Genomic DNA, 16,959 nt, shown 5'->3' with positions numbered 1-16,959 from the left:
TCAGGCGTAGAGCGTCTCGAACTGCTTGATCGACTTGTCGATGTCGCCCTTCACCGCGCGCACGGCCGCCGCGCCGATCGGGCCGAACAGCGGGGCGCCGCCCAGATCCATCCGCACCGTGAACGTGCACCCCTGCGCGGTGTCGGCCACGGACATCGCGAGTTTGTACCGGGTGCCGCCGACGCCCTCCCCGGTGATCGCCAGCGCGCTCGGCGGATCGAACTCCCGGATCGTCCACGTGACGCGGTTGCGCATGCCCTTGGCGCCGGCCACCCCGACGATCGTCGTGCCGACCGTGAGCTCGTCGGGCAGTTCCGAACGCCAGCCCTGATGCATCGTCATCCAGTCCCCGAGTGAGGACAGGTCGGCCACGTGCTGCCAGGCGTCCCCGGCCGACATCGGCAGGGATCGGGACAGTTCCAACTTCGCCATCAGTGCGTGCTCCTATGCAACGACCCAAATCGCTTCTGCGGCAGGGCTTCCCAGGTCTACGGTGATCTCCGCGGCTGCGTCGGTGCCCGGACTCTGCACGGCGACGGAGATCATGCCGGCGAAGTCGCGGCGGGCCACGACGCGCACGTGCGAGTCCAGGCTGATGCCGACGGTGTCGAAGTACCGCAGCATCTCCGGGTCGGCGTCGGAGATCCGCGCGACGGTGCCGGCCTCCCCGTTCTGGCATGCCGAGAGCTGACGCGCCGGGGGAGTCGGCACCCGGCCGTCGGCGGCCGGGATCGGATCGCCGTGCGGATCGCGGGTCGGATAGCCGAGCTTGGCGTCGATGCGGTCGAGCATCCGGTCGGACACCGCATGCTCGAGCACCTCCGCCTCGTCGTGCACCTCGTCCCAGCCGTAGCCGAGCTCGCGCACCAGGAACGTCTCCATCAGCCGGTGGCGGCGCACCATCGCCAGCGCGGCCCGGCGGCCGGCCTCGGTCAAGGTCACCGCGCCGTACTTCTCGTGGTCGACCAGCCCCTGATCGGCGAGCTTGCGGATGGATTCCGACGCGGTGCTGGCCGAGACGCCGATCCGTTCGGCGAGCAGCTTGGTGCTGACCTTCTCGTGGGACCACTCCTGGGCGGTCCAGATGACCTTGAGGTAGTCCTGGGCCACCGTCGTCAGTTCGGCGGGCTTCTGGTCAGGACTCACAGCAGAAGAGTTTAGGCAAACATCACCTGATCCGTGGATGTCGCTTCGCCGCTGCTGTAGGCCAGGGTTGCCCGCACGCCGTAGGCTGACGGCGTGCAGCGCTGGCGGGGTCAGGACGACATCCCCACCGACTGGGGCCGATGCGTCGTCACCATCGGTGTGTTCGACGGGGTGCACCGCGGACACCAGGAGTTGATCGGCCGTGCCGTGAAGGCCGGCCGGTCCCGTGGCGTGCCGACGGTGCTGATGACCTTCGATCCCCATCCGATGGAGGTCGTCTTCCCGGGCAGCCATCCCGCGCAGCTCACGACACTGACGCGGCGTGCCGAGCTGGTCGAGGAGATGGGCGTCGACGTCTTCCTGGTCGTGCCGTTCACCGCCGACTTCATGAAGCTCACGCCCGAGCGCTACATCCACGAACTGCTGGTCGAGCGCCTGCACGTGGTCGAGGTGGTGGTCGGCGAGAACTTCACGTTCGGCAAGAAGGCGGCGGGCAACGTCGAGTTGCTGCGCAAGGCCGGGGAGCGCTTCGGGTTCGCTGTCGACTCGGTGAACCTGGTCGCCGAACATCACCGCGACGAGACCGTGACGTTCTCGTCGACCTACATCCGGTCGTGCGTGGACGCCGGTGACATGGTGGCCGCCGCCGAGGCGCTCGGCCGCCCGCACCGGGTGGAAGGCGTCGTGGTCCGCGGTGACGGCCGGGGCCGGGTGCTCGGCTTCCCGACCGCCAACGTCGCCCCGCCGATGTACTCGGCCATCCCCGCCGACGGCGTCTACGCCGCCTGGTTCACCGTGCTCGGACACGGTCCGGTGGTCGGCACCGTCACGCCGGGCGAGCGCTACCAGGCGGCGGTGTCCGTCGGGACCAACCCGACGTTCTCCGGTCGCACCCGGACCGTGGAGGCGTTCGTCCTGGACACCACCGCCGACCTGTACGGCCAGCACGTCGCCGTCGACTTCGTCGCCCGGCTGCGGGGCCAGGAGAAGTTCGGGTCGGTGGACGAGCTGGTGACGGCGATGAGCGCCGACACCGAACGGGCCCGCACCATCCTCTCGGCTCGCTAGCTCGCGATTCGGTCCTGCCGGTCGCCGCTGCTAAACTCCCTCCTCGACCGGGCGTGTGCTGCAGTTCGCGGTGGCCGCGCCTTTTCGAGGTTCCCCTCTAATCACCCTCGCGGACCGAATCGATGGAGTTGTTTCGTGGCGCTCACTGCCGAACAGAAGAAGGAAATCCTGGGCCAGTACGGCCTGCACGACACCGACACCGGCTCCCCGGAGGCTCAGGTCGCGCTGCTCACCAAGCGGATCTCCGATCTCACCGAGCACCTCAAGGTGCACAAGCACGACCACCACTCGCGTCGTGGTCTGCTGCTGCTCGTCGGCCGTCGCCGCCGGCTGCTCAAGTACGTCGCCCAGGTCGACGTCGCGCGCTACCGCTCGCTGATCGAGCGCCTCGGCCTGCGCCGCTGACATTCCGGGCTCCCCGGCCCGGGGCTACCGTCGCAGCATGACGACACCCGACTACGCCCTGGGGAGCGACGACGACGAGATCGCGCGGCTGCAGGCGCAGGCGGCGATCATCGCCGAACCGACCGCGGTGCTGTTGCGGCGCGGCGGTCTCGCACCGGGCATGCGTGTGCTCGACCTCGGCAGTGGTCCCGGTGACGTGTCGTTCCTGGTTGCCGACATCGTCGGGCCCGACGGCCATGTCGTCGGTCTCGAGCGCGATCCCGCCCAGCTCGAGGTCGCCGAGCGGCGCCGCGACGCCCTGGGGCTGTCGAACGTCGCGTTCGGTCAGGGTGACGCCAGAACCTTCGTCGCCGACGAGCCGTTCGACGCGGTGGTCTGCCGGCTGCTCCTGATGCACCTGCCGGATGCGGTCGACGTGCTGGCCCATCATCGGCGCAATCTGCGACCCGGCGGCGTCTTCGTCGCCGTCGACTACGACATGAGCGGAGTGCGGGCCCGTCCGGAGGTGGAGCTGTTCACCCGCGTCGGCGCATGGCTGGAGGCCGGATTTCGGCACGCGCAGGCGGATCCGAGCGTCGGGATGCGGTTCCCCGTGCTCTTCGACGAGGCCGGCTTCGACGACGTCGGCACCCTGGGGTTGCAGATGTACTGGCCGCCGAGGGACCGGCAGGCGGCGGGCTACGTCGTCGGGGTGGTCGCCGCCCTACGCGATGCCATCGTGGCCTCCGGCGTCGTCACCGAACGTGAGATGGGCCTCGACACCCTCGAACAACGCCTCGGCGAGGCGGTCAGCGCCGCCGGCGCCGTCTGGACCACGCCGACGATCGTGGGGGGCTGGGGCCGGCGACGCTGAGCGCGGGCGTTTTCCGTCGGGGAGCGGCCGCAGAGTACGATGGCCTGGTTCGGCTGCCGTGTGGTCCGCCGGACACCATTGGGTGCGGTCATCGCAGACCCGCGAGAGCCGTTCCCGCGCGTCATATCGCCGACCCGCTTGATCGCGCGGTCTTCGGTAGTGGCTGCCGGAACGAATGCCGGCAGCTTCGACTGATGGCCGTCGCCGCATCAGGCCCGGGGTTTGCACGCTGTGACGACGCGAAACAGCTGATTGACCCAGAGAGGCCGTACGGACGTCTATGTCTGTAGTTGAAATTGAAGACGGCGTGTTCGAATCCACCGCCGTGATCGACAACGGGAGCTTCGGCACCCGCACCATCCGCTTCGAGACCGGCCGGCTGGCCCAGCAGGCCGCCGGCGCCGTCGTCGCCTACCTCGACGACGAGACCATGCTGCTGAGCGCCACCACCGCCAGCAAGGCGCCGAAGGAACACTTCGACTTCTTCCCGTTGACCATCGACGTCGAGGAGCGGATGTACGCCGCGGGCCGGATCCCCGGCTCGTTCTTCCGCCGTGAGGGCCGCCCGTCCACCGACGCGATCCTGACCTGCCGGCTGATCGACCGGCCGCTGCGGCCGTCGTTCGTCAGCGGCCTGCGCAACGAGATCCAGGTCGTCGTGACCGTGCTCAGCCTGGATCCCAAGGACCTGTACGACGTGCTCGCGATCAACGCCGCCTCGGCGTCGACGCAGATCTCCGGGCTGCCGTTCTCGGGTCCCGTCGGCGGCGTGCGCGTCGCGCTGATCGAGGGCCAGTGGGTGGCGTTCCCGACCGTCGAGCAGCTCGAGAAGGCCGTCTTCGACATGGTCGTGGCGGGCCGCAAAGTCGAGAACGACGTCGCGATCATGATGGTCGAGGCCGAGGCCACCGAGAACGTCATCGAGTTGGTCGCCGGCGGTGCGGGTGCACCGACCGAGACCGTGGTCGCCGAGGGCCTGGAGGCCGCCAAGCCGTTCATCGCGGTGCTGTGCGACGCGCAGGCCGAGCTGGCCGGTGCGGCCGGCAAGGAGACCGCCGACTACCCAGTGTTCCCCGAGTACGGCGAGGACGTCTACTACTCCGTGGCGTCGGTGGCCACCGACGCGCTGAGCGAGGCGCTGACGATCGCCGGCAAGAACGAGCGCAACGACCGCACCGACGAGATCAAGGTCGAGGTGCTGGGCCGGCTCGCCGAGCAGTACGCCGGCCGGGAGAAGGAGATCGGCGCCGCGTTCCGGTCGCTGACCAAGAAGCTTGTGCGGCAACGCATCCTGACCGATCACTTCCGCATCGACGGCCGCGGCGTCACCGACATCCGGGCGCTGTCCGCCGAAGTGGCCGTGATCCCGCGGGCGCACGGCAGCGCGCTGTTCGAGCGTGGCGAGACCCAGATCATGGGTGTCACCACCCTCGACATGGTCAAGATGGCCCAGCAGATCGACTCGCTCGGGCCGGAGACCTCCAAGCGCTACATGCACCACTACAACTTCCCGCCGTACTCGACCGGTGAGACCGGTCGCGTCGGTTCGCCCAAGCGTCGCGAGATCGGCCACGGCGCGCTCGCCGAGCGTGCGCTGGTGCCGGTGCTGCCCAGCGTGGAGGAGTTCCCCTACGCGATCCGCCAGGTGTCGGAGGCGCTGGGCTCCAACGGCTCCACGTCGATGGGCTCGGTGTGCGCGTCGACGCTGTCGCTGCTCAACGCCGGTGTGCCGCTGAAGGCTCCGGTCGCGGGCATCGCGATGGGCCTGGTGTCCGACGACGTCGAGGTGGACGGCAAGACCGAGCGCCGCTTCGTGACGCTGACCGACATCCTCGGCGCCGAGGACGCGTTCGGCGACATGGACTTCAAGTGCGCGGGCACCAAGGACTTCGTCACCGCACTGCAGCTCGACACCAAGCTCGACGGCATCCCGTCGCAGGTCCTGGCGGGTGCGCTGGCCCAGGCCAAGGACGCCCGGATCACCATCCTCGAGGTGATGGCCGAGGCCATCGACGAGCCCGATGAGATGAGCCCGTACGCGCCGCGGATCACCACGATCAAGGTTCCGATCGACAAGATCGGCGAGGTCATCGGGCCCAAGGGCAAGATGATCAACTCGATCACCGAGGAGACCGGTGCCTCGATCTCGATCGAGGACGACGGCACGGTGTTCGTCGGTGCGTCCAACGGCGAGGCGGCTCAGGCGGCGATCGACAAGATCAACGCGATCGCCAACCCGCAGCTGCCCAAGATCGGCGAGCGGTTCCTCGGAACCGTGGTCAAGACCACGGATTTCGGCGCCTTCGTGTCGCTGCTGCCGGGTCGTGACGGTCTGGTGCACATCAGCAAGCTGGGCCGCGGCAAGCGGATCAACAAGGTCGAGGACGTGGTGAAGGTCGGCGACAAGCTCCGCGTGGAGATCGCCGACATCGACAACCGCGGCAAGATCTCGCTGGTCCTGGTCGCTGAGGACAGCGAGGACAAGACCACCGAAGCAGCCGGTACAGAGGCACCCGCACCCGCTGATGCCGCGACCGCCAGCAGCTGACGCGGCGGCGCTGCGCCGGGTGCGCGGTGGCGGCGGGACGGTCGACAAGTCCACGGCGATCCGCCGTACGGATCTGCCCGGTGGCCTGCGCGTGGTCACCGAGCACATCCCGCACGTGCACTCGGCGTCGGTCGGGGTGTGGGTCAACGTCGGGTCCCGCGACGAGGGCCGCAGCGTGGCCGGCGCCGCGCACTTCCTCGAGCACCTGCTGTTCAAGGCGACGCCGACCCGCACGGCGGTGCAGATCGCCCAGGCGGTCGACGCCGTCGGCGGTGAGCTGAACGCGTTCACCTCACGGGAGCACACGTGCTACTACGCACACGTGCTGGACTCGGATCTGGCGCTCGCCGTGGATCTGGTGGCCGACGTGGTGCTGCGGGGCCAGTGCTTCGCCGACGACGTCGAGATCGAGCGCGACGTCGTGCTCGAGGAGATCGCGATGCGCGACGACGACCCCGAGGACACTCTGGGCGACGTGTTCCTCTCGGCGATGTTCGGCGACCATCCGGTGGGCCGGCCGGTGATCGGCAGCGTCGACTCCATCTCGGCGATGACGCGCACCCAGCTGCACTCGTTCCACCTGCGTCGCTACACCCCCGACCGGATGGTGGTGGCGGTGGCGGGAAACATCGACCATCGCGAGGTCGTCGCACTGGTGCGCGAGCACTTCGGCCCCCGCCTGGTGCGCGGCCGCTCGCCGGTGCCACCGCGCAAGGGCGCCGGCCGGGTGCCGGGACGTCCGACGCTGCAGCTGGTGAAACGGGACGCCGAGCAGACCCACCTCTCGCTGGGGGTGCGGACCCCGGGTCGGCACTGGGAGGAGCGCTGGGCGCTGTCGGTGCTCAACACCGCTCTCGGCGGCGGGCTGAGTTCGCGTCTGTTCCAACAGATCCGGGAGACGCGCGGGCTGGCGTACTCGGTGTACTCGACGGTGGACACCTTCGCCGACAGCGGTGCGCTGTCGATCTATGCGGGGTGCCTGCCGGAGCGTTTCGACGAGGTGGTCCGCGTGACCACCGACGTGCTGGCCGAGGTGGCGCGCGACGGCATCACCGACGAGGAATGCCGGATCGCCAAGGGCTCCCTGCGCGGCGGTCTGGTACTGGGCCTGGAGGACTCCGCGTCCCGGATGAATCGGCTGGGCCGCAGTGAGCTGAACTACGGACAGCACCGCACCATCGCCGAGACGCTGGCCCGCATCGACGAGGTCACCCTCGACGACGTCAATGCCGTTGCGCGCCAACTGCTCACCCGTCCGTTCGGAGCCGCGGTCCTCGGCCCTGTGCGCAACAGGCGGTCACTGCCGCGGCCCCTGCAGACCATCGCCGGATGATCTCGCGGCGCACTCTGCTGCTCGGGGGGCTCTCGCTGGCGGCGCTCGCGGGGTGTGCGGGAACCCCGCAGCCCCCGACGTCGTCGTCGGACCCTGCCGAACCGTTGCCTCCGGTCACGGATCGCATCGACGCGCTGCGTCGCCGGCACAACGCCGAGATCGGGCTCTACGCAGTCGATCTCGATTCCGGCCGGGAGATCGCCGTCGGCGACGGCGACACTTACGCCCTGTGCTCGACGTTCAAGGCGTACGCGTCGGCGGCGATCCTGCAGCGCGCGCAGCAGGGACGGCTGAGCCTGACCGACGCGGTGCCGGTGGAGCGCGCCGACATCCAGCCGCACTCGCCGGTGACCGAACCGCGGGTGGGCACCACGATGACGCTGGCCGAACTGTGCCAGGCGGCACTGCAGCAGAGCGACAACGCCGCCGGGAATCTGTTGCTGCGCACGCTGGGTGGGCCGCCGGCGATCACCGAGTTCGCCCGCAGCGTGGGCGATGACCGGTCGCGCCTGGACCGGTGGGAGACCGCGCTGAACTCGGCGGTGCCCGGCGATCCGCGCGACACCAGCACGCCGCGGGCGCTGGGCACCGGCTTCCGGACCGTGCTCGCCGGCGACGCACTCGATGGGGCGCACCGGCAGCAGCTCGACACGTGGATGCGGGCCAACGCGACGTCCAGCATGCGCGCCGGCCTTCCCGCCGGATGGAGCACCGCCGACAAGACCGGCAGCGGGGGATACGGCACCACCAACGACGTCGGCATCGCCTACGGCCCGCAGGGGCAGCGGTGGCTGCTGTCGATCATGACCCGCGCGGTGGGCGATGATCCGGAGGCGCCGAACATGCGCGAGCTGATCGGCGAGATCGCCTCGGTGGTGGTCGCCGAGCTACACCAGCCGCAGTGACGAATCGCGGTGCAGCACGAAGAAGTACGGCGCCCTGATGCCGCGCAGATCCATCGCGCCCAGGACCGATTCGTCGTCGAGGCGGCGGAAGACGTCGTTGATGGGCAACTGGTCGTAGATCATCGTCGCGGTGTCCACGCCGCGGTAGCGCGTCGTGCGCAGCCGCGCCTTGGGCCCCCGCGCCGCCAGCACCGGCCGCAGGGCGGTGGTGACGCCGGAGAGGTCGCGGTGCTTGAGCGCCGGGATCTTCGTCGCGATGCCGAGGCCGGCGAACGCCGGCAGCGGGTTGAGCGGCCAGAGTCCGGCGCCGTCGCGGGTCGGGAACAGCAGCGGATGCACGGTCTCACTGTCGGTGTACTGCTTGCCCCACCAGCCGCTCGCCTCGAGCATGCCGTCGAGGGGGTGGCCGGTGGGCAGCTCGGCGCCGTGCCAGGTGCCGAGCATGAACTCGGTCGCGACGGCGGGCAGCGAGTCGAACAGCGCCAGCGCGTCGGCCGTGGTGGTCGGGGCGGTCGGCAGGACATCGGTCAGCACGGACATGGCCGCAAGTCTACTTGACACCCGTCAAATGAGGCAGACTGCGGGCATGCAGCCCGACGAACCCTGCCCGTGCGGCAGTGCCGCGACCGCGGCGCAGTGCTGCCTGCCTCTGGTGCGGGGGGAGCGGCAGGCGGGCACGGCCGAGGAACTGATGCGCTCGCGCTATACCGCCTTCGCGCTCGGCGACGCCGACTACCTGTGGCGTACCTGGCATCCGCGGACCCGCCCGGAGCCGGTGACGATCGATCCCGCGGTGGTGTGGACCGGCCTCGAGATCATCGAGGCCGCCGGCGATGAGGTGGAGTTCAGGGCGTCGTACCGGGAAGGCCGCCGACGAGCGCTTGCGCGAGGAGCAGAAGACCAACGAACCGGGACGCTGCATGAGCGGTCCCGGTTCGCTGTGAGAGCCCGTCGCTGGTTCTACGTCGACGGGGAGGTGTTCGAGTGACCGTCAGCCGATGAGGCCGGCCGGATCGGTGTAGGGCAGGCCCAGATCGGTGGCCACCTGCTCGGACAGCAGCGCGCCCTCGTGCGTCGACAGTCCCTTGGCCAGGGCGCCGTCGCCGCGGCACGCCTCCTGCCAGCCCTTGTCGGCGAGCTTGAGAACGTAGGGCATGGTGGCGTTGGTGAGTGCGTAGGTGGAGGTGCGCGGCACGGCGCCGGGCATGTTGGCCACGCAGTAGAACACCGTGTCGTGCACGGGGAACGTGGGATCGTCGTGCGTGGTCGGGCGCGAATCCTCGAAGCAGCCGCCCTGATCGATCGCGATGTCGACCAGCACCGCGCCCGACTTCATCGCCGCGACAGTCGAATTGGTGACCAGCTTGGGTGCCTTCGCGCCGGGGATCAGCACGGCGCCGATCACCAGGTCGGCCTCCTTGACCGCGGTCTCCAGGTCGAGCCGCGAGGAGTACCGGGTCTCGATGGCCCCGCCGTACTCCGCGTCGATCTTCCGCAGGATGTTGATGTTCAGGTCGAACACGGTGACGTGCGCGCCCATGCCCCACGCGACGGCGGCGGCGTTGTCGCCGGCCATGCCGCCACCGATCACCACGACCTTGGCGGGAGCCACACCGGGGACGCCGCCCATCAGAACGCCGCGACCGCCCTGCGTGCGCATCAGGTGGTAGGCGCCGACCTGCGCCGAGAGCCGGCCGGCGACCTCGCTCATCGGGGCGAGCAGAGGCAGCGCGCCGTCAGCGGTCTGGACGGTCTCGTAGGCGATGGAGGTGGTGCCGGAGGCGAGCAGCGCATCGGTGCACGGCTTGGAGGCGGCGAGGTGCAGGTAGGTGAACAGCGTCTGGCCCGAGCGCATCTTGGCGTACTCCGGCTCGATCGGCTCCTTGACCTTGAGCAGCAGCTCGGCCTCGGCCCACACCTCGTCGGCGGTGTCGACGATCTGCGCGCCGGCGCCCTTGAAGTCGGTGTCGGTGATCGCCGAACCGTCGCCGGCGCCGGCCTGGATCAGCACCTCGTGGCCGCGGTGCACCAACTCGGCCACACCCGCGGGCGTGATCGCGACCCGGTACTCGTTGTTCTTGATCTCGGTCGGCACACCGACACGCATTGTTGCTCCTCGAATCGTCGAAAGGGTTACGTCGATTGTGAAGAACTATCGGTAGAGACACAATATTAATGAGGATAATTCGTTAGAATCCCGCCATGGCAGAGGAATCATCGGAGCGATCCGTTCAGCGAAACCCGGCTCCGAAGGATGTTCGAGCCGTCATCGACGACGTCGACCGGCGCATCCTGACCGCCCTGCACGACGACGCGCGGATACCCAACAGCGCGCTGGCCGACCTGGTGGGTATCGCCGCGTCGACCTGCCACGGCCGGGTGCGCCGGCTGCAGGAGCTGGGCGTGATCCGCGGGTTCTACGCCGACATCGATCCCTCGGCGATCGGGCTCACCCTGCAGGCGATGATCTCGGTCAGCCTGCAGGCCAACGCACGCGGCAAGATCCGCAACTTCATCGGCCAGATCCGGCGCAAGCCGCAGGTGATGGACGTGTACTTCCTCGCCGGGGCCGACGACTTCCTGTTGCACGTCGCCGCGCGCGACACCGACGACCTGCGGTCGTTCGTCGTGGAGAACCTCAACGCCGACGCCGACGTCGCCGGCACGCAGACGTCGCTGATCTTCGAGCATTTGCGCGGCGCATCCCCGCTGTGAGCCTCACCCCGCGACGAAGGTGCGCAGCCAGGCGAACCATGCGTCCATGCCCTCGCCGGTCTTGGCGCTGACCGGCAGGATGACGGCGCCCGGGTTCACCTGCCGGATGCGCTCGGTGTAGGTCGCGACGTCGGCATCGAGGTAGGGGCCGAGGTCGATCTTGTTGAGCAGCACCACATCCACGGCGCGGAACATCACCGGGTACTTCAGCGGCTTGTCCTCGCCCTCGGTCAGCGAATAGACCATCACCTTGGCGTGCTCACCCACGTCGAATTCGGCTGGGCACACCAGGTTCCCGACGTTCTCGATGATCACCAGGTCCAGCCCGGGCAGGTCCAAACCGGCCAGTGCGCGGCTCACCATCGGCGCGTCGAGGTGGCACTCCCCGCCGAAACCGTTGTCGGTGTTGAGAAGTGAGATCTGTGCGCCGCGCCCGGACAGCCGGGCGGCGTCCAGGTCGGTGGCGATGTCGCCCTCGATGATGCCGACGGCCACGTCGCCGGCGAGCTCGTCGAGCGTGGCGGCCAGCACGGCGGTCTTGCCCGAGCCGGGGGAGCTCATCATGTTCAGCGATCTGATCCCGTTGCGGGCGAAAGCTTCCCGGTTGTCGGCCGCCCGCACGTCGTTCTCGGAGAAGATCGCCTCGAGGACGTCGACGCGCTGGGTGGCGGTCTGGTAGCCGCTGTGGTCGCCGTGCCCGTGGGCACCGTCGTGGTCGTGGTCGTGGTCGTGGTCGTGCACGGTGCCGTCGTCGTGGCGGTGGAACCTACCCACGGTGGGCCTCGGTCGCTTCGTGGGACCGGATGTCGATCGAGGTCACCAGGAACTCCTCGCCGCGCACCACGGTGACGTCGCCGCTCTCGCAGGCCGGGCAGCGCACCGACCATCGCGACGTGATCTCCGATTCCCGGCCGCACGCTCGGCAGCTCACCGCGGCGGGCACCTGCTCCAACTCCAGGACGGCGTCACCCAGACCCTCGTGTTCGGCCGCGATCGTCCAGCAGAACAGCAGCGATTCGGCGACCACCTGCCGCAGCGCTCCGACGCGCACCCGCACCACCTCGACCGGGCGGCCGTCGGCGTGGGTACGCACCACGCCGGCGATGGCGTGACACAACGACAGTTCGTGCACGGGCGCCAGCGTAATCCCGACGGGGCGTCGGAAATGCGCAGAAGTCTGTGCGAGATTTCGATAGTTGGGTTCGGTGCGCGGAGATAGCCTGAGAGCACTGAGGTTCGAGGAGTCCGCGCCATGAGCGCACACACGCGCGTACGGCTGAGCGTCACCGGCGTGGTCCAGGGAGTGGGGTTCCGCCCCACGGTCGCGCGGATCGCCGCTGCGCACCGGCTGGGCGGGTTCGTGCTCAACGACGCCGGATCGGTGCAGTGTGAACTCGAGGGGCCCGGCGTGCGCGTCGAGGCGGCGGTGCAGGATCTGCGCGACGCCCCGCCGCCGCTGGCGCACGTCGACACGTTCGTGGTGACCACCCGCCCGGTCCTCGGGGAGCGGGTGTTCCGCATCCTCGACAGCACCCCGGGCGGTGACGACGGCCGGCGGACCCTCGTCGCGCCCGACATCGCGACGTGCCCGGACTGCCTGCGGGAGTTGTTCGACCCGGCCGACCGGCGGCACCGTCACCCGTTCATCACGTGCACGAACTGCGGGCCGCGCTACACGGTGATCACCGACCTGCCCTACGACCGGCCGGCCACCACGATGGCGGACTTCGCGATGTGTCCGGCGTGCGCCGCGGAGTACCGCGACCCTGCCGACCGGCGGTATCACGCCCAGACCATCGCCTGCCCCGAGTGCGGGCCGCGGCTGAGCTGGCACGGCCCGCACGGTGGCGGCTCCGCACTGGAATCCGCCGCTGCGGCCTTGCGGGACGGGCTGATCGTCGCGATCAAGGGCATCGGCGGCTACCACCTGGCGTGCCGCGCGGACGACGACGCCACCGTCGCCCGGTTGCGGCAGCGCAAGAATCGGCCCGCCAAGCCGTTCGCCGTGATGGTGGCCGACGTCGACCATGCGCGGCGGATCTGCGTCGTCGACGACGCGGCGGCGCGGTCACTGACCTCGCCTGCCGCGCCCATCGTGCTGCTCGCGGCGCACCCGGGCACGGTGAGCGACGAGGTGGCGCCGCACCTTCGCGACCTCGGGGTGATGCTCGCGTATTCGCCCGTCCACCACCTGCTCTTCGCCGACCTCGACGTGCCGGCACTGGTGATGACCTCGGCCAACCAGGGCGGCTCGCCGATCGTCTACCGCACCGAGGATCTGGGATGGATCGACGGACTGGCCGAGGCGGTGCTCGACCACGACCGCCCCATCCACGTGCCCTGCGAAGACTCGGTCGTGAGCATCGACGCGGACGGAAACGAGTTGCCGCTGAGGCGATCTCGCGGCTTCGCGCCGCTGCCCGTCCCGCTCGGCGCCGGCGGAGCGCCGTGCATCCTGGCGACCGGCGGCGACCTGAAGACCACGTTCGCGCTGACCGGCGGACACGGCCGGGCGCACCTGTCGTCGCACCTGGGGGACATGGCCGAACTGCGCACCCAGGGCTGCTTCGCCGCGACGGTGGACCACCTGGCGTTCCTGACCGGCAGTGTGCCCGCCGTCATCGCCCACGACGCGCATCCGGGGTACGCGACGACGCGGTGGGCACAGCGCCACGGCGGTCGGCTGATCGCGGTGCAGCACCACCACGCCCACGCCGTGTCGCTGCTGGCCGAACACCGGCGCCTCGGCGACCCGATGCTCGCCGTGGCCTTCGACGGCACCGGGTTCGGCACCGACGGCACGATCTGGGGCGGCGAGCTGCTCGCCGTCACCGGCCCCGCCGAGTTCACCCGGGTCGGCCACCTGGCGCCGTTCCGGCTGCCCGGCGGCGACGGCGCCGTCCGGTCCCCGGCCCGGATCGCGGTCGACCTGCTTCGGCGCGCCGGCATCGATCCGGCGGGCGACCTGCCGCCGGTGGCCGCGCTCGGAGCGCGGGGCATGCACATCCTGACCCAGCAGCTGGACCGCGAGGTGGGATGCGTGCCGACCACCAGCATGGGCCGGCTCTTCGATGCGGTGTCCAGCCTGCTCGGGGTGTGCCAGCAGGTCACCTACGAGGGTCAGGCGGCCGTCGAGCTCGAGCACCTGGCCCGGGTCGGACGGGACAGCGCGGCGGCGGATTTCGACGTGGCCGACGGTGTCCTCGACCCGGCGCCGGTGATGCGGCGCCTGGTCGAGGGTCTGCGCGCCGGGGCGGCACGCGCCGACCTGGCCCGGCTGTTCCACGACGCCGTCATCCGCGCGACAGTGCGCGCCGCCGGCGACGCGGCGACCGGGGTGGGGATCCCCACCGTGGGGCTGACCGGTGGCGTGTTCGCCAATCGCCTGCTGCTGGCCGGGATCGCGGCCGGACTGCGGGCGCGAGGACTGGAGGTGCTCACCCACCGGGTGGTGCCGTGCAACGACGGCGGGCTCGCGCTGGGGCAGGCGGCAGTGGCCGCGCTGTCCGTGTCGCCAGGTGCGCTGCGGGAAAGGAGTGAGCCATGTGCCTCGGTATCCCCGGGAAGGTGATCGACATCTGGGAGGAGGCCGGGACGAGGATGTCCACGGTCGAATTCGGCGGCACCACCAAGACGGTGTGCCTGGCGTATCTGCCCGACATGCAGGTCGGCGAATACACGATCGTGCATGCGGGTTTCGCGATCACGCGGCTCGACGAGGCGTCGGCGCACGAGACGTTGCGCATGTTCGCCGAACTGGGGGTGCTCGACGAGGAACTCGCCGGTGAGCAGCCCCTCGCGAGGAGGGATCCGGCGTGAAGTACCTCGACGAGTTCCGCGACCCGGTGGCGGCCAGGACGTTGGTCGACGCGATCCGCCGCCGCGCCACCCGGCCGTGGACCGTGATGGAAGTGTGTGGCGGGCAGACGCATTCGATCATCCGCAACGGCATCGACCAGCTGCTCGACGGCGCGGTGGAGTTCATCCACGGTCCGGGCTGCCCGGTGTGCGTCACCCCGCTGGAGATGATCGACCGGGCACTGGAGATCGCGTCGCGCGACGACGTGATCTTCTGCTCGTTCGGGGACATGTTGCGGGTGCCGGGCAGCAGCCGGGACCTGTTCGCGGTGCGGGCCCGCGGTGGCGACGTCCGGATCGTCTATTCACCGCTGGACGCCACCCGGGTGGCCGCCGACAACCCCGACAAACAGGTGGTGTTCTTCGGCGTGGGCTTCGAGACCACCGCGCCGGCCAACGCCATGGCGGTGGTGCACGCGCAGCGGCTGGGGCTGACGAACTTCTCGATGCTGGTCTCCCACGTGCTGGTGCCGCCGGCGATGACCGCGATCCTGTCCTCACCGACCAACCGCGTGCAGGGCTTCCTCGCCGCCGGTCACGTGTGCTCGGTGATGGGCACGGCCGAATACCAGCCTCTCGTCGAGGAGTTCGGGGTGCCGATCGTCGTGACCGGCTTCGAACCGCTCGACCTGCTCGAGGGGGTCCGTCAGGTGGTCGAGCTGCTGGAGGAGGGCACGCCCGCGCTGCGCAACGCCTATCCGCGCGCGGTCAGCGCCGAGGGCAATGAGGTGGCGCAGCAGACCCTCGCCGACGTCTTCGTCGTCACCGACCGGCAGTGGCGCGGCATCGGGATGATCCCCCGATCGGGATGGACGCTGTCGCCCCGCTACGCCGATTTCGACGCCGAGCGCCGCTTCGGCGTCGGCCATCTGCAGGTCGCCGAATCCGCCGACTGCCACAGCGGGGAAGTGCTGCAGGGGCTGCTCAAGCCCAACGAGTGTCCGGCGTTCGGCCGCACCTGCACGCCACGCACGCCGCTCGGCGCGACCATGGTGTCCAGTGAGGGGGCGTGTGCGGCGTATTACCACTTCCGCAGGCTGGAAGCCGCGGCCACCCATGTCTGAGACCCCGGTGTCGGTCGACCCCGCCGACTGGGTGTGCCCGCTGCCGCTGCGGGAGACCCGGCGGGTGCTGCTCGGCCACGGCGGGGGAGGCGTGCTTTCCGAGGAGCTGATCGAGAACCTGTTCCTGCCGGCCTTCGGCGGCGCCGCGGGTCCGTCGCGGGATTCGGCGGTGCTGCACACCGGGACCGGCCGCATCGCGCTGACCACCGACTCCTACGTCGTGCAGCCGCTGTTCTTCCCCGGCGGCAATATCGGCGACCTCGCGGTCAACGGCACCATCAACGACCTCGCCTGCAGCGGCGCCCAACCGATCGGGCTCACCGCCGGCTTCATCATCGAGGAGGGGCTGGAACTCGACGTGCTGGGCGCCGTCGCCGCCACGATGGGCAAGGCGGCTGCCGCAGCCGGGGTGCCGATCGTCACCGGTGACACCAAGGTCGTCGGAAAGGGCGGCGCCGACCAGCTTTTCGTCAACACCGCCGGCGTCGGTGTCGTGCCGGACGGCGTCGACATCGGGCCGGAGCGCGCGCGGCCCGGCGACGTGGTGATCGTGTCGGGCGACATCGGCGAGCACGGCGTGGCGATCATGAGCGTGCGCGAGGGCATCGACTTCGGTACCGAGGTGCGCACCGACAGCGCCCCCCTGCACCGGCTGGTGGCCGCCATGCTCGCCGCCGCCGGCCCGGCGGCGGTGCACACGCTGCGCGACCCGACCCGCGGCGGTCTGGTGGCATCGGTCGTCGAGATCGCCCGGGCCGCCTCGGTGGGGGTCCAGCTCGACGAGGCCGCGATCCCGGTGCCCGAGACCGTGGCCTCGGCCTGCTCGTTCCTGGGGCTCGATCCGCTGCAGGTCGCCAACGAGGGCAAGCTGGTCGCGTTCGTGGCGCCCGAGCACGCCGAGGCGGTGCTGGCCGCGATGCGCGCGCATCCCGACGGCACCGCCGCCGCGGTGATCGGCCGGGTGGTCGAGGACCATCCGGGGATGGCGGTGGCCCGGACGCCGTTCGGCACCACGCGGGTGGTGGAACGCGAACTCGGCGAACAGCTTCCGCGGATCTGCTGAA

18 protein-coding genes are annotated in these 16,959 nt (G+C 70.2%); 12 read left to right on the top strand and 6 right to left on the bottom strand.

Going from position 1 to position 16,959, the window contains the following annotated elements; translation table 11 throughout:
* A complete protein-coding gene (locus MCHLDSM_RS10370) occupies positions 1-432 on the bottom strand; it encodes a type II toxin-antitoxin system Rv0910 family toxin (protein WP_048469972.1) in 432 nt (143 codons plus the stop codon).
* Positions 433-444: 12 nt separating this feature from the next.
* The gene (gene mntR / locus MCHLDSM_RS10365) at positions 445-1,146 is read right to left on the bottom strand and encodes a manganese-binding transcriptional regulator MntR (protein ID WP_048469971.1); all 702 of its coding nucleotides are present in this window, start codon (positions 1,144-1,146) and stop codon (positions 445-447) included.
* 93 nt (positions 1,147-1,239) lie between these two features.
* Here mntR and MCHLDSM_RS10360 point away from each other — a divergent pair, with 93 nt between their 5' ends.
* From MCHLDSM_RS10360 to bla, 6 genes are all read left to right on the top strand, one after another.
* On the top strand, positions 1,240-2,214 hold the full coding sequence (locus MCHLDSM_RS10360) for a bifunctional riboflavin kinase/FAD synthetase (protein ID WP_048416764.1): 975 nt from the start codon (positions 1,240-1,242) through the stop codon (positions 2,212-2,214).
* A 135-nt stretch (positions 2,215-2,349) separates the two neighbouring features.
* Positions 2,350-2,619: a 30S ribosomal protein S15 gene (gene rpsO, locus MCHLDSM_RS10355; RefSeq protein WP_048416763.1), complete on the top strand. Its 270-nt coding sequence runs from the start codon at positions 2,350-2,352 to the stop codon at positions 2,617-2,619.
* 37 nt (positions 2,620-2,656) lie between these two features.
* On the top strand, positions 2,657-3,472 hold the full coding sequence (locus MCHLDSM_RS34980; protein WP_053082953.1) for a class I SAM-dependent methyltransferase: 816 nt from the start codon (positions 2,657-2,659) through the stop codon (positions 3,470-3,472).
* 280 nt (positions 3,473-3,752) lie between these two features.
* The gene (locus MCHLDSM_RS10345; protein ID WP_048469970.1) at positions 3,753-6,020 is read left to right on the top strand and encodes a polyribonucleotide nucleotidyltransferase; all 2,268 of its coding nucleotides are present in this window, start codon (positions 3,753-3,755) and stop codon (positions 6,018-6,020) included.
* Entirely contained in the window at positions 5,998-7,353 is a 1,356-nt protein-coding gene (locus tag MCHLDSM_RS10340) for a M16 family metallopeptidase (protein ID WP_048469969.1), read from the top strand. The genes MCHLDSM_RS10345 and MCHLDSM_RS10340 overlap by 23 nt, the downstream gene beginning before the upstream one ends.
* Positions 7,350-8,258, top strand: a complete 909-nt coding sequence (bla, locus tag MCHLDSM_RS10335; RefSeq protein WP_048469968.1) for a class A beta-lactamase — start codon at positions 7,350-7,352, stop codon at positions 8,256-8,258. The genes MCHLDSM_RS10340 and bla overlap by 4 nt, the downstream gene beginning before the upstream one ends.
* On the opposite strand, the gene MCHLDSM_RS10330 is transcribed toward bla, so the two are convergent.
* Complete coding sequence (locus MCHLDSM_RS10330; RefSeq protein WP_048469967.1) at positions 8,241-8,798, bottom strand: DUF4334 domain-containing protein; 558 nt, start codon at positions 8,796-8,798, stop codon at positions 8,241-8,243. The two genes, bla and MCHLDSM_RS10330, sit on opposite strands and share 18 nt — an antisense overlap.
* Positions 8,799-8,844: 46 nt before the next feature.
* Here MCHLDSM_RS10330 and MCHLDSM_RS10325 point away from each other — a divergent pair, with 46 nt between their 5' ends.
* Entirely contained in the window at positions 8,845-9,246 is a 402-nt protein-coding gene (locus MCHLDSM_RS10325; RefSeq protein ID WP_048469966.1) for a YchJ family protein, read from the top strand.
* A 3-nt stretch (positions 9,247-9,249) separates the two neighbouring features.
* Here MCHLDSM_RS10325 and ald read toward each other — a convergent pair whose 3' ends face one another.
* Entirely contained in the window at positions 9,250-10,365 is a 1,116-nt protein-coding gene (gene ald / locus MCHLDSM_RS10320; RefSeq protein ID WP_048469965.1) for an alanine dehydrogenase, read from the bottom strand.
* A 95-nt stretch (positions 10,366-10,460) separates the two neighbouring features.
* Between ald and aldR the strand changes: the two genes are divergently transcribed.
* Complete coding sequence (gene aldR, locus MCHLDSM_RS10315; protein ID WP_048469964.1) at positions 10,461-10,973, top strand: HTH-type transcriptional regulator AldR; 513 nt, start codon at positions 10,461-10,463, stop codon at positions 10,971-10,973.
* A 3-nt stretch (positions 10,974-10,976) separates the two neighbouring features.
* Here aldR and hypB read toward each other — a convergent pair whose 3' ends face one another.
* On the bottom strand, positions 10,977-11,747 hold the full coding sequence (gene hypB, locus MCHLDSM_RS10310; protein WP_048469963.1) for a hydrogenase nickel incorporation protein HypB: 771 nt from the start codon (positions 11,745-11,747) through the stop codon (positions 10,977-10,979).
* On the bottom strand, positions 11,740-12,105 hold the full coding sequence (locus MCHLDSM_RS10305) for a hydrogenase maturation nickel metallochaperone HypA (RefSeq protein ID WP_048469962.1): 366 nt from the start codon (positions 12,103-12,105) through the stop codon (positions 11,740-11,742). Before MCHLDSM_RS10305 ends, hypB begins: the two co-directional genes overlap by 8 nt.
* Positions 12,106-12,225: 120 nt before the next feature.
* Between MCHLDSM_RS10305 and hypF the strand changes: the two genes are divergently transcribed.
* The 4 genes from hypF to hypE are packed head-to-tail and all read left to right on the top strand — an operon-like array spanning position 12,226 to position 16,958.
* Positions 12,226-14,544 carry a carbamoyltransferase HypF gene (hypF, locus tag MCHLDSM_RS10300; RefSeq protein WP_048469961.1) on the top strand — a complete coding sequence of 773 codons (2,319 nt, stop codon included), beginning with the start codon at positions 12,226-12,228 and terminating at the stop codon, positions 14,542-14,544.
* Entirely contained in the window at positions 14,517-14,792 is a 276-nt protein-coding gene (locus MCHLDSM_RS10295) for a HypC/HybG/HupF family hydrogenase formation chaperone (protein ID WP_048416750.1), read from the top strand. The genes hypF and MCHLDSM_RS10295 overlap by 28 nt, the downstream gene beginning before the upstream one ends.
* Complete coding sequence (gene hypD, locus MCHLDSM_RS10290; RefSeq protein WP_048469960.1) at positions 14,789-15,895, top strand: hydrogenase formation protein HypD; 1,107 nt, start codon at positions 14,789-14,791, stop codon at positions 15,893-15,895. The genes MCHLDSM_RS10295 and hypD overlap by 4 nt, the downstream gene beginning before the upstream one ends.
* Positions 15,888-16,958 carry a hydrogenase expression/formation protein HypE gene (gene hypE, locus MCHLDSM_RS10285; protein ID WP_048469959.1) on the top strand — a complete coding sequence of 357 codons (1,071 nt, stop codon included), beginning with the start codon at positions 15,888-15,890 and terminating at the stop codon, positions 16,956-16,958. Before hypD ends, hypE begins: the two co-directional genes overlap by 8 nt.
* Position 16,959: the final 1 nt, after the last annotated feature.

Source organism: Mycolicibacterium chlorophenolicum (assembly GCF_001044235.1).
GTDB lineage: Bacteria > Actinomycetota > Actinomycetes > Mycobacteriales > Mycobacteriaceae > Mycobacterium > Mycobacterium chlorophenolicum.
Note: the sequence above shows the minus strand (reverse complement) of the source record. Positions and strands in the feature narration are given on the sequence as shown.